The organism is Candidatus Villigracilis vicinus (assembly GCF_016702885.1).
Classification (GTDB): Bacteria; Chloroflexota; Anaerolineae; order Anaerolineales; family Villigracilaceae; genus Villigracilis; species Villigracilis vicinus.
In genome coordinates this window covers 274,481-286,730 of sequence record NZ_JADJDD010000001.1, presented here as the reverse complement: position 1 = coordinate 286,730, position 12,250 = coordinate 274,481, and the positions used below count along the sequence as shown (strand labels likewise).

10 protein-coding genes are annotated in these 12,250 nt (G+C 48.4%); 6 read left to right on the top strand and 4 right to left on the bottom strand.

Going from position 1 to position 12,250, the window contains the following annotated elements; genetic code table 11:
- Position 1 precedes the first annotated feature (1 nt).
- From IPG80_RS01435 to IPG80_RS01415, 5 genes are all read left to right on the top strand, one after another.
- Positions 2-1,372: a hypothetical protein gene (locus IPG80_RS01435; RefSeq protein ID WP_345101876.1), complete on the top strand. Its 1,371-nt coding sequence runs from the start codon at positions 2-4 to the stop codon at positions 1,370-1,372.
- Complete coding sequence (locus IPG80_RS01430) at positions 1,369-2,742, top strand: hypothetical protein (protein ID WP_345101874.1); 1,374 nt, start codon at positions 1,369-1,371, stop codon at positions 2,740-2,742. The genes IPG80_RS01435 and IPG80_RS01430 overlap by 4 nt, the downstream gene beginning before the upstream one ends.
- 50 nt (positions 2,743-2,792) lie before the next feature.
- Positions 2,793-4,157 carry a hypothetical protein gene (locus IPG80_RS01425; protein WP_345101872.1) on the top strand — a complete coding sequence of 455 codons (1,365 nt, stop codon included), beginning with the start codon at positions 2,793-2,795 and terminating at the stop codon, positions 4,155-4,157.
- A gap of 44 nt (positions 4,158-4,201) precedes the next feature.
- Positions 4,202-7,003, top strand: coding sequence for a helicase C-terminal domain-containing protein (locus tag IPG80_RS01420; protein ID WP_345101870.1), 2,802 nt, complete (start codon positions 4,202-4,204; stop codon positions 7,001-7,003).
- Positions 7,004-7,073: 70 nt separating this feature from the next.
- Positions 7,074-7,844 (top strand): carotenoid biosynthesis protein, encoded by a 771-nt coding sequence (locus tag IPG80_RS01415; protein WP_345101868.1) that lies wholly within the window; start codon positions 7,074-7,076, stop codon positions 7,842-7,844.
- A 78-nt stretch (positions 7,845-7,922) separates the two neighbouring features.
- Here IPG80_RS01415 and IPG80_RS01410 read toward each other — a convergent pair whose 3' ends face one another.
- Together IPG80_RS01410 and dcd are read right to left on the bottom strand one after the other, a co-directional pair.
- On the bottom strand, positions 7,923-9,215 hold the full coding sequence (locus IPG80_RS01410; RefSeq protein WP_345101866.1) for an HD domain-containing phosphohydrolase: 1,293 nt from the start codon (positions 9,213-9,215) through the stop codon (positions 7,923-7,925).
- A gap of 52 nt (positions 9,216-9,267) precedes the next feature.
- Complete coding sequence (dcd, locus tag IPG80_RS01405) at positions 9,268-9,822, bottom strand: dCTP deaminase (protein ID WP_345101864.1); 555 nt, start codon at positions 9,820-9,822, stop codon at positions 9,268-9,270.
- 88 nt (positions 9,823-9,910) lie between these two features.
- On the opposite strand from dcd, the gene IPG80_RS01400 reads away from it, so the two are divergent.
- Positions 9,911-10,732 carry a DUF1684 domain-containing protein gene (locus IPG80_RS01400; protein ID WP_345101862.1) on the top strand — a complete coding sequence of 274 codons (822 nt, stop codon included), beginning with the start codon at positions 9,911-9,913 and terminating at the stop codon, positions 10,730-10,732.
- Between the two features lie 56 nt (positions 10,733-10,788).
- Here IPG80_RS01400 and IPG80_RS01395 read toward each other — a convergent pair whose 3' ends face one another.
- Together IPG80_RS01395 and IPG80_RS01390 are read right to left on the bottom strand one after the other, a co-directional pair.
- Positions 10,789-11,649: an energy-coupling factor transporter transmembrane component T gene (locus IPG80_RS01395; RefSeq protein WP_345101860.1), complete on the bottom strand. Its 861-nt coding sequence runs from the start codon at positions 11,647-11,649 to the stop codon at positions 10,789-10,791.
- Between the two features lie 5 nt (positions 11,650-11,654).
- Positions 11,655-12,203 (bottom strand): ECF transporter S component, encoded by a 549-nt coding sequence (locus tag IPG80_RS01390; RefSeq protein WP_345101858.1) that lies wholly within the window; start codon positions 12,201-12,203, stop codon positions 11,655-11,657.
- Between the last annotated feature and the right edge of the window lie 47 nt (positions 12,204-12,250).

Genomic DNA, 12,250 nt, shown 5'->3' with positions numbered 1-12,250 from the left:
TATGCCTGAAATTCTAACCTCCCTGCGCAAGCCCCTCCCTGCAACAGTATATTCGATTGTTGTCTTCGTGATCATCATTGCAGCTTCCATCCTGCGCATTAAGTTGTACGGTGACCCATCATTATCCATTGCAGGAAATGACACGATTTCATATGTTGAGGCGTCTCATGCTCCTTTATTTTCAGCGGAGATCATGACGGGGCGGCGCTTATTAACCACCAACCTGGTTTATAAGGTCTTTGAACCCCAAAGTGGGTATGAAATACTTGTGAATGGCTCTGTTGATACGAGTAAACGCGCATTTCAACCGGGGTTCGATAAGATCGTTCTGTTCCAGCTGGTTTTGTCGCTTATAGGATGGGGCATGCTCGCATGGGTTGTTGCAGAAAACCTTCGAAATCCGTGGCTAAAGGTCATCAGCGTCTTGTTCATCCTTGCCTTCGCATATACTCCGCAAATGGCAGATTGGGATAGCATCCTGATGTCCGAGTCGCTGACATTCTCCCTTTTTGCCTTGCAACTTGCATTATTGGTCAAAATAGCGTTCATACTCTACAGAGATCCTAATACAAAAACAACGGGAGTAGTTGTCATTTGGGGCGTTGTGACCTTCTTCTGGACCTTTCTACGTGACACAAACCTCTTTACCGCGCTCATGACCATTGGAATGATCGCAATTCTCTTCGCATCACCGCTCTACCGAAAAAACAAGACTCTTGTTGGAGCAGTAATATTTCTATCTTTGACCTTCGCACTTGGGTTTATCACTTCTTCCATTAGCGTCCGATCTGTAGTTCAGTTGAGAAATCTATACCACGATGATGTATTTCCGCATACCGAAAGAGTGGAGTTCTTCAAGGAATTTGGAATGCCTGCCTACAATACAGCCGAATTCGATATATGGCTGGAGGAAAAAGGATCCTCTACCATGATGCGCTTTATGCTTGCGCACCCCGGGTATCCAACGCTGAAGATAGCAAGAGATTTTCAATATTCTTTTAATGAGATCAAGCAAACCTATTTTAATGCTCGCAACCTTTCTCCGTCTCGAGATATTTTATTCTCCATCGGCGATGCGTTGCACCCGGAAAACACAACCCCATTTCTGATGAGCATCCTTCTGTTATCTGGGCTCCTGCTACTGGCGAGAAAAAATATAGGCACCAGCCGCCCCTGGGCATGGTTGGGGGTATGGCTCTTTTTATCCTCAAACCTCACACTGATTCCCACCATCCTAGGTGACACTTGGGCACTAAACCGACACGCACTTTACTCAACCATGATCTTCCGTCTTGCCATCTGGGTCTTCCCCATCGTTCTCGCGGATATTGCTCTGGCAAAAGAATTGACAACGCCTGACCACAACTTATGAATTTTCTAAAAAAGCAATTCACCAATCTCATCATCCTGCTCGTTTTTGCTATTGGCATTTTTCTTCGGGGAACCTGGTATGGCGACTTAAGATTATCTACAGCCAATGCCGAAACGGACAGTTACATCAACTCATCCCGTGCTCCGATATTTTCCTGGGGCATGTTTGCGGGTCAACGCCTCTTTACCACCAACCTGATCTTCAAAGTTGCCAACGACCCTGCCAACTGCCCGATTATTTCATACAGTCTGCCAGGGCTGGGCGAGGAAGGCAAACGCGAAGTTCAACCCTGCTTTGACAAGATCGCTCTTCTCCAAAATTATCTTTCCATTTTTGGGTGGTGTTTCCTTGGTTGGATGGTCGCTTCCAAACTTAGCAATCCGCTCATAAGGATTTTTAGCGCAACTGCGATCATGCTTTTCGGCTTCACACCGCAAATCGCTGAATGGGATAGCCTACTTAGTCCTGAGTCACTTTCGCTTTCTTTATTTGCGATTACTCTGGGCATCGCTCTCGAACTCATCTTCCGTGTCACAAAATCTGAAATACCATTTAAAACGAGTGCAGAAAAACTATTACTTGCACTTCTAATCACTGTCTTCTTACTTTGGGTCTTCGTGCGTGATGTGCATCTCTATGCCATTCCCATTACGATTATTTTGCTTACCCCTCTTCTCTTGATAAAAAAAATCAAAGCGACCAGAGCCCTTCCGGTCACACTCGCCATTTTACTCATCACCTTTTTGGTCGGTTACGCCTCCGCCCGTGACAGCCTTCGAGCCACACGCTTCCCACTCATGAATTCATTGGATGAATATATCCTGCCACACCCGGCACGTGTTGAATTCTTCCAAAAATTCGGCATGCCCGAAAAAGAAGCAGAAAGCTATTTCGACGCGCCAAACTATCAAACATGGGCAGACGAGAACGCCGCCAAAGCCTATGCCATCTTCCTCGTGACACACCCCGGTTTTGTCATAACAACGTTATGGGAAAATATGGATCTTCTCACCGGGGAATACGGTCAGCCGTACTTCATCACAGACGAAGTTAAGAACCGTAATTTCCTTCTAACCCTCGGCGAAATGGTAAACCCGGATTCAGGCGTGGTGTATTTGCTAAGCCTTGTGATCCTTATAGTATATTTTTTCCAAGCAATGGGCAAACAATATACAGCAAAGCTTTCCGCTTGGGCATGGCTGGCAATTTGTGCATATGGGATCGCAGCCGCCACCTTGTTCATCAGCTATTTCGGAGATACAGCCGGGTTGCGCCGCCACATCATGCCTTCAGTAGAGATGTTCCGCCTTTTCCTGTGGGTATTTCTATTACCATTTTTTGACATGGCATTTAATAAAACTTCGGAATAGAACCACAAACAGCGGGCATACTTCTCATTCAATTCACCTGGAGTAAAAGAATGGAATTAATAAAGAAAAACATCGTATCCATTTTCATTCTGATTGTCATGTCGATCCTTGTTTGGGGTCGACTACATTGGTACGGAGATCTGCGCCTCTCCATAGCCAATGGAGAAACTCACAGCTACATCAGTGCATCACGCGCTCCGCTCTTTTCCTGGAAGATTTTTACGGGAGAGCGCATGTTTACCACCAGTGTTCTCTACAAACTAGCAAACGATACGGTTGCCTGCCCCAGCGTTGCGTACAGTTTTCCATCCTCAGGGACAGAAACTCCACGGGAGATCAGTCCTTGCTTCGACAAGATCGTATTGATCCAAAATCTTTTGGCTGTATTCGGATGGGTAATTCTAGCTCTGGCAATTATCAAACGTCTAAACAACGGTTTGATAAAATTCGTTGCAGCGATAACTATTTTATTATTTGGATTCACCCCCCAACTCGCGGAATGGGAAAGCGCACTGGGACCCGAATCTTTGTCATTTTCTTTATTTTCCATCTCGCTGGCACTCGCCATGGAACTTGCTTTTCAATTATCCGAGAAAGAAATTCCTTTCAAATCATTCTACGAAAAGGCTTTACTCACTAGTTGGCTGATCGTCTTGTTCTTATGGACATTTGTTAGAGATGTACAACTGTACGGCATTTTAGTCACATTTGGGTTGGTCGCCTCCCTCTTATTCATCAAAAAAGTGAGAGTTACAATCCAATTTAAGATCGCTGCCGCCGTCTTGCTTGGAATTTTTATTCTAGGGTATGTATCCGCAAGAGATAGCTTCCGAGCTGCCCTCCCGGTCATCAACGCAATTGATGAATATATTTGGCCCCACCCAGCCCGCGTAGAATTTTTCAAAGAATACGGAATGCCTGATCGCGATGCACCTGCTTACAAAGAGTGGGCAGATAAATACGCCTTTAAAGCTTATGGAGCTTTTCTCGCCACTCATCCTGGTTTTATTGTTACAACGATCTGGGAATACAAAGATTATTTTCGATCTGATTTTGTTCAAGCATATTACCCGGCAGACGATGTGAAAAACCGAGACATCCTCCTGCTCATTGGGCAAATTTTTCATATGGAAAATTTTTCGGTTTATCTACTCGATTTACTCCTGCTTTTAACTCTTCTTATTGGCGCATTCCAGCACCAAACAATAGACAAGTCTGCGTGGGCATGGCTGGCATTATGGGTGTTTGGAATCGCTGCAGTAACACTCTTGCTCAGCTTTTTAGGGGATATATATGGAACCAGGCGCCATGTGATGCCTGGAGTGGAATGGTTTCGCCTCTTCTTCTGGATATTTCTCATGCCTGTTCTTGATATGTCATTGAATACAGGAACAAAGCCCAAAGCTACTGCTTAAAGCAGACACGACCCTCTTTTTCTTTATGGTACACTTGTTCTAATATGACCACAATTGTTTCACTGGATATCGAATCTACCGGCTTGGACGAAGACCGCGATGCGATCATTGAAATCGCCGCGGTTCGCTTTAATGGCAAACGCAAAGAAGATGAATTCAACACCCTCATCAACCCCGGCAGGCAGATCCCTGATTTCATTACCGGGCTGACCGGCATTGACAATGCCATGGTGAGGCAAGCGCCGCGCGTGCAAGATATCATGCATGAACTGGTCGCCTTCGTCGGCGATGCACCCATTCTCGGTCACAACGTCAAATTTGATGTCGGCTTCCTGCGCAAAAAAGGCATGTTCGAATATCAGCAGACGATCGACACACTCGAACTCGCCTCCGTGCTGATGCCCACCGCCAGCCGCTACAACCTTGGTTCCCTCGGCAAACAACTCGGCATTCCCCTCCCTGCCACCCACCGCGCGCTGGACGACGCGCTCGTTACGCACGCTTGTTATCTGAAATTATTTGAAAAAGCACAAGAACTTCCGCTTGAAGTATTGGAAGAGATCGCTGACCTTGGCAACTTCGCCACATGGGATTCAAACTGGGTTTTTGAACAAGTCTTGCGCGCCAAGATCAAAGAAGGCATCAAACCCAAACAGACGAAGACCCGCGCCTCAATTTCCAAGCCGATATTTGATTCTGCGTCCGAGCAGAACGCCCCGCCGGTCACGCGCACTGAAGAACCAATTGCGCTTGACCCCGAAGAAGCCGCCGCCGTTTTAGAGTATGGCGGACCCTTCTCACAATACTTTGACTCTTACGAACACCGCACCGAACAAGTGGAAATGCTCAAGGCAGTGGCAAATGCCCTTTCCAGTGGCGGACATCTCCTCGTCGAAGCGGGAACCGGCGTAGGTAAATCCTTTGCCTATCTCGTCCCTGCCGCATTATTCGCTTATCAAAATAATACTCGTGTCGTTGTTTCGACCAACACCATCAACTTGCAAGATCAACTCATAAAAAAAGACATCCCAGACCTGCAAGCAGCGCTCAATTTAGGCGTCCGTGCCGCCGTACTCAAAGGACGCTCGAACTATATCTGCCCGCGCCGCTTCCAATACCTGCGCACACATGGACCCACCAACGCCACTGAAATGCGCGTACTGGCGAAGATCATCGTCTGGCAGGTGGATAACATAAGCGGCGACCGCAATGACCTGAATTTACAAGGTCCGCTTGAGCGTGAGGTCTGGAGCAGACTCTCAGCGGAGGATGATAACTGCACAACAGAGGCATGCCTCGGCAGGATGGGAGGCGCGTGTCCGTTCTTCCGTGCCAAGCAGGCGGCTCAAAATTCCCACATCCTGATCGTCAACCACGCCCTGCTGCTCTCAGATGTTTCAACGGGCAGTAAGGTATTGCCCGAATACGATTACTTGATCGTGGATGAAGCTCACCACATGGAATCAGCGGTGACAAATGCACTTTCCTTCCGCATGACACAAGGTGATCTTGACCGCATGTTAAAGGAGCTCGGCGGCTCATCGGCAGGTTTGCTCGGAACGATCCTGAACGATTCACATGATACGCTGCGTCCATCCGATTTTGGTTTGATGCAGCAAAAAACAAAACGCGCGACAGACCAGGCGTTTCGATTGGAACAGCTCGCAAAAGAATTCTTTGCATTTCTCGGTGAGTTCATCGCTACTCAACGCGAAGGACAACCACCGAGCAATTACTCGTGGCAAATGCGCATCACACCCTCTGCCCGCACACTGCAAGGCTGGGATGATCTCGAGATGCTCTGGGGGCAGATCAGCGAAACGATGGAAAATCTACTCAAGACTCTGGACGAGATCTACAAAGCGCTTGGCGATCTATATAACGATGGGCACGATAATGTGGAAGATGTGATGGGCAGCCTGGGCACGCTTGTTCGCAGGCTGACTGAAGCAGAAACCGCCGCGTCTGGCTTGATGCACAAACCCACTGCCGACTTGATCTATTGGATCGAAGTCAACCCGCGCGGCGAACGCCTCTCACTTAATGCCGCTCCCCTGCGCGTGGGACCGCTCGTTCAAAAGAATTTATGGTATGAGAAAGCCAGTGTGATCATGGCATCAGCTACATTGACCACGCATGGCGAATTCAATTACATTCGCAATACCCTGGATGCAGCCGAGGTCGATGTACTTGCTCTTGGCTCACCATTTGACTATGAATCAAGCACCCTTCTCTATGTTTCAAACGACATGCCTGAGCCAAATGCGTTTAACTATCAGCAAATGCTGGATAAAACCATTATTTCCACTGCCAAAGCCACTGGCGGGCGAATGCTGGTTCTATTCACCTCGTACGCAGCGCTGAAAAAGACTTCCCAAGCCATCACTGGTCCGCTCGCGCGGGAGGATATTTACGTATACGAACAAGGCGAAGGGACATCTCCCACTGCCCTGCTCGAATCCTTCAAAACTACAGACCGTGCCGTCCTTCTGGGAACCCGTTCATTTTGGGAAGGTGTAGATGTACCCGGCGATTCACTTTCGGTTGTTTTCATCACCAAACTTCCGTTTGAAGTACCGTCTGACCCTATCATCTCGGCGCGATCAGAACTCTACGAAGATTCTTTCAACGAATACTACCTGCCTGAAGCCATCCTCAAATTTCGGCAGGGATTTGGTCGCCTGATCCGCACTGCCTCAGATCGCGGCATCGTTGCCATCCTTGACCGCCGTGTGCTAACCAAACAGTACGGCAGGATGTTCCTTGAGTCTCTGCCGCAATGTACCGCTCGCCAGGGTCCGGTTGCAAACTTAGCAAAAATGGCAGGTCAATGGCTAGGGATGTGAAACTGAAAGAGTAAGACGGCAATCATCAAGGTGATTGCCGTCTTTTATTTTACCGATTAAAATCGCTTGCATGCCCAATATCTACTTTTTTCTATTCGAACTTATAGTTTACATTCTATTCGCTCTTTGCTTCCATCACGCATTCAAACACGGAATTTCAAACTTGCTCAAGCTCGCCTTTGGCATTCTCTTTGGAGTGATGCTTGAGCTTGCCACGATTCGTCAGTTAAACGCTTATGAATATGGTCGCTTCTTGTTAATGGTATTGGATGTTCCTCTTTGCATTGGCGTGGCATGGAGTTGCATCATCTACGCGTCCATGGAATTTTCCGACGCCAGCAGCCTGCCTTACTTCCTTCGCCCCGTTCTAGACGGTCTGTTAGCTCTAAACATAGACCTGGCACTAGATGCCGTTGCCATCCGTTTCGGATTCTGGGATTGGGGTCAGGGGTTGAGAACTCAATATTTCGGCGTCCCCTTCGCTAATTTTTGGGCGTGGTTTTGGGTGGTATTTTCATTCTCGCTTGGGTATCGTGTATTGGCGAGAAACACAAACTGGGTAGGCTTATGGCTTTCTGCGCCATTTGCGTTTCTGGTCGGGCTGGCTGGTGTCCTCGGAACCAACGCAGTTATCGTCTTTGTCGTACCGACCAGCATTCGCCCTATAGTGATCTTTATAACACTCGTCGCTGCCACCCTGCTTGTGTTATCCAAACGCCCAAAATTTTACCTGCGCCCAGTTCACCCCATTGCTTTTTGGGTTCCATTTCTATTCCATATCTATATTCTGATCGCAGGCATGATCTCAGGAGTTATTTTGATCCCGTTATACTTTTTGTAGTCGGCTTGCTCATGTTGGCGATTTCATATTACTTACATGGAAGAACAGCTCAAAAATTATTTTCCTTCTCAAAGTAATTTAGCTGATCGTCACAACCGACCTCAAGGTCTGGTCATCCAGTTCAAGAAAAGCATCCACAACCTGCGGGTCGAAGTGTCTGCCCGAATCTTCGCGAAGCTTTCGTTTTACGTCCTCAGGCTTCATTGCTTTGCGATAAGGTCGGTCTGATACCAAGGCATCCCACACATCGACAACTGCGAAAATGCGTGCTGCCAATGGGATCGTATCACCGCTCAAGCCGCGCGGATAGCCCGTACCATCCCATTTTTCATGGTGGCAATACGGAATATCCAAAGCTGGGCTGAGGAAACGGATCGGGGTAAGCATTTCGTAAGCATAGACCGGGTGCATTTCGATCAGAGTCCGTTCTTCAGGAGATAGAGCCGCGGGCTTGAGCAAAATCCCATCTGGGATCGCCATCTTGCCGATATCGTGCAAGAGAGCCCCGCGCTGAATGTGAACAAGTGCATTTTCGTCCACGCCCATTTTACGGGCGAGTTTTTCAGTCAGCGCCGTTACACGTTTGGTATGCCCTTCCGTTTCTTTATCACGCAAATCCAAAGCACGCACCCAGCCTTCCAGAGTGGCGTGATACGCCTCCTGCAATTCTTCATTACTCGCCTGCAATCCATCAAAGAGACGCGCATTGTCGATCGCCACCGCTGCCTGATTGGCAAACATGGAGATCAACTCCAACTCGTCACTGCTGAAAATTCCGGTCTGAGCACGGTTATCTACATAGATCACACCGATCAACTCATCTTTGACCTTCAATGGTGCGCATAAAATAGAAAGAAGTTGATATGCCGCCACACTTGCCTGTTGCTCAAAACGAGGATCGGTACGTGCATTGGTGGTAAGCACCGTTTCACCTCGCTCCAAGACCTGACGGACAATGCTCTTACTGATCGAAAAGACATCCTCGGTCAGATCTTGATTATTTGCATCACGTGCGATCTGCACCCTAAAATCCCCCTTCTCGTCCTTAAGCATAAGAAAGCCACGTTCAGCCTTCATCAAGACGATCAGCGAATCCATGACCTCATCCAAAACTTTTTTTAGCCCCAAAGAAGAATTGATCACACTTCCAACACCCGCCAATGCTTCCATCCGCTCGCGTTGGGTCGCAAAACGCACCCTGGTATCCTCCTGTAACCTTGCCAGGTTGCGAGCCAATTGCGTCAACTCCAGGTTGATCGATGAAACTTGCGGATTTCCCACACTGGTCAGGCGCACCATCACCTGCATCATCTTCCGCTGAATAGAATCGATCTCATTTAGGATGCTTTCTTCGGTTCGGGTTTGTGTCATGGTGCTGCTCCTATCATGGATACATAGAACACGCAGGAAAGAGTTGCGGTGCTTACAATTTTGGTAACACGATCGATTGCTGCTTCTGATATTTCCCCTTCTTATCGGCGTATGAGACTTCACACTCCTCATCCGCTTCAAAAAAGAGCACCTGCGCCAATCCTTCATTCGCATAGATCTTGGCAGGCAATGGCGTTGTATTCGATATCTCGAGGGTCACGAAGCCTTCCCATTCGGGCTCGAACGGTGTTACGTTCACAATGATCCCGCAGCGCGCATAAGTGGACTTTCCCAAACAAACCGTCAGCACCTTGCGCGGCACTCGAAAATATTCCACCGTGCGCGCCAGCGCGAACGAATTAGGCGGGACGATACATACATCCCCTTTAAAATCCACCATCGAGTTGGTGTCAAAATTCTTAGGATCCACCGTCGCTGAAAAAACATTTGTAAAAATCTTGAATTCATCCGCTACGCGAATGTCATATCCGTAGGAGGAAACCCCATAAGAGATTACCCCCTGCCGAACCTGCTTGTCCACGAACGGTTCGATCATGCCGTGCTCCAATGCCATCTTTCGAATCCAATGATCGGGTTTCAATCCCATGTGTTACTCCTTGTGTCAAGTTTGTTTTGATTTTATCAAAAATGAAAGTCCAACGCCTGCCTGAAACCATTTTGGTATAATTCCAAATATGACAGACAAAACCTACCGCCAGATCATTGAAGAATGGCGCAAAGAACGCAATGAGATCATTCGCCAGGAGAACAGCTGGCTGGCACTTGCCGGGTTGTATTGGCTAAAACTTGGAAAAAACCAGTTTGGCTCAGATCCAAAGAACGAAGTTCAACTTCCTGAGCGCATCCCTGCCAGTGTGGGAGCATTCGAATATAACGGTAGATCCGTCTCGTTGCGTACCAATCCCGGGCAAAAGGTCATGGTCAATGATGCAATGACTGACTTTGCCATCCTCCAACCAGATATCTCCGAGGCTCCAAGTTATATAAAAATGGACGGCTTGCAAATGGTCGTGATTCAACGTGGAAACAGAATGGGCGTCCGCATGTGGGATAACCTCAGCGAAAAACGCGCCTCTTTCCCCGCTCGCACCTGGTACGCCATCGACGAAGTTTTTCGCATCCTAACAGTTTATACTCCCTATGACCGCCCTAAAATGGCTTTCTTCCCCGACCTCACCGGCGAAAAATCCGAGTTCCCCGTCGAAGGTTACGTCATCTTCGAGTTTGATGGCAGATCCCATAAACTGGATATCAACAAAGAAGACGATGAAACTTTTTTCCTGCGCTTTTGGGACCCAACCAGCAAAGATGAAACCTATCCGACCGGGCGCTATCTGGTCGCCGATATTCAACCCGACGGCACGCTCATCCTCGACTTCAACAAAGCCTATAACCCACCCTGCGCCTTCACCGATTTTGCCACCTGCGTCTTTGCTCCCGAGCAAAACCATTTGGATTTTAGAGTACCTGCAGGCGAAACCAGCCCTAAAAAATAAATGCAAGACAAACAAAAAAGACGCTGTTTTGAAAACGGCGTCTTTTTTTATATAAACTAGAATAAGTTCAAGAACCAGTCTGGCACAAAATATTCGCCAATGCCAAAACCGAAACGTAGTACAAAACCGCCTACAAGAATGGTCAACGCCAGGGCAAGCATGAAATAATCACTGCGCTTGTATTTCAGATCATCGGCTTTGATCCACGTCCGTTTGCTCGCGCCAAAGGCGCGCAGGTCCATTGCATCGATCACTTCTTCGCCAGTCACGGTTGATTGCATCACAACCGGGATAATCAAGGGCGCAAGTCGGCGCAGACGGGCGGCGATGCCACCCTTTACTTTCTCCATTTCATACCCACGTGCCCGCTGAGAATCCATGGTAATGGTGAAATCACGAGCAAAGGTTGGCAGGAAGCGAAACGCCAAGTCCATAGTGAACGAAACTTTATCAGAAGCACCCAATTTCCAAAAGGAAGTCCCGTAAATATTGGGGTCGATCGTATACGGGATGGGAATAGCGAGCAAGGTCATGGTCATCATACGAGTAACCTGGGTAAGCGCGAACCAGATCTTGGAGACCGTGATCGGAATACCCAGCAACGTAAAGACAACAGGAGTAACAACGTTGGTCACCGAGGCCGGACCGCCGCGCCCGGAAATCAGGGCATTTAACCCTACAATGGCAAATACTAGGATAAAGATGAAAAGCCAGACGCGTCTGACATCCTTCCACTCAATGCGCGCAAGCAAATACAGGGTCAGCGTCAGCGCAAGCAACGAAAGAATCACGCGATAATCCCAGATATCGGGGAGGGTCAAACCAAAGATCACACAAAAGAAGAAGAGCAATCTTGTGCGCGGATCCAGGCGTTGAATGAACGTATCCCGCGGGCGGTACTTCCAGGTGACCAACATTTAATTTAGCGACCTCGTCGAGATGCAACCGCCGCGAAAGCGATCATAAGGACAGGCAAGAGGACGGCGACCACAACTGCGTTACCGATGAAAGCGGGAACGAAATACCCAACCAAGGCAGTATTGATGTCAATGCCACCGACAAGCATTTCTGTCAGGGAGGAGAACAGCATACCGACCGCCACACCAACGACGCCGTAGATGACTGCCTTGATGATGTCACCCTGAGCGCGGAAGTCCTTGATCTGGGCAGAGACCAAACCGGCAACCAAACCCATCAAACCGTTGCCAATGCTCCAGTTCCAGAAGAAACCCCAACCGCTTATAGCATCGCCAAGCGTGTTACCGATGAAACCGGCAAGGAAACCAACCCAGGGACCATATGCCGTGCCGAAGAAGATCAACACAGCCACAGCCGGGCGGAAGGTAACATTCCCTGCAGCAGGCAGGGGAACGAAATTGGACGCCCATGAAAGGACGCCATACAGCGCTGCGCCGATTGCACCGTACACAACCTGACGGGTTCCAAATTCCCAAGTACTCTTATCGTTCATGACTTCTCTCCTTTTTACAATTGAAATATAACGAAAGCTGACCCTGA

Excerpts from the sequence above, each read along its gene's own strand:
- IPG80_RS01435 (WP_345101876.1), top strand. The coding sequence starts at position 2 with ATGCCTGAAATTCTAACCTCCCTGCGCAAGCCCCTCCCTGCAACAGTA.
- IPG80_RS01430 (WP_345101874.1), top strand. The coding sequence starts at position 1,369 with ATGAATTTTCTAAAAAAGCAATTCACCAATCTCATCATCCTGCTCGTT.
- IPG80_RS01425 (WP_345101872.1), top strand. The coding sequence starts at position 2,793 with ATGGAATTAATAAAGAAAAACATCGTATCCATTTTCATTCTGATTGTC.
- IPG80_RS01420 (WP_345101870.1), top strand. The coding sequence starts at position 4,202 with ATGACCACAATTGTTTCACTGGATATCGAATCTACCGGCTTGGACGAA.
- IPG80_RS01415 (WP_345101868.1), top strand. The coding sequence starts at position 7,074 with ATGCCCAATATCTACTTTTTTCTATTCGAACTTATAGTTTACATTCTA.
- IPG80_RS01410 (WP_345101866.1), bottom strand. The coding sequence starts at position 9,215 with ATGACACAAACCCGAACCGAAGAAAGCATCCTAAATGAGATCGATTCT.
- dcd (WP_345101864.1), bottom strand. The coding sequence starts at position 9,822 with ATGGGATTGAAACCCGATCATTGGATTCGAAAGATGGCATTGGAGCAC.
- IPG80_RS01400 (WP_345101862.1), top strand. The coding sequence starts at position 9,911 with ATGACAGACAAAACCTACCGCCAGATCATTGAAGAATGGCGCAAAGAA.
- IPG80_RS01395 (WP_345101860.1), bottom strand. The coding sequence starts at position 11,649 with ATGTTGGTCACCTGGAAGTACCGCCCGCGGGATACGTTCATTCAACGC.
- IPG80_RS01390 (WP_345101858.1), bottom strand. The coding sequence starts at position 12,203 with ATGAACGATAAGAGTACTTGGGAATTTGGAACCCGTCAGGTTGTGTAC.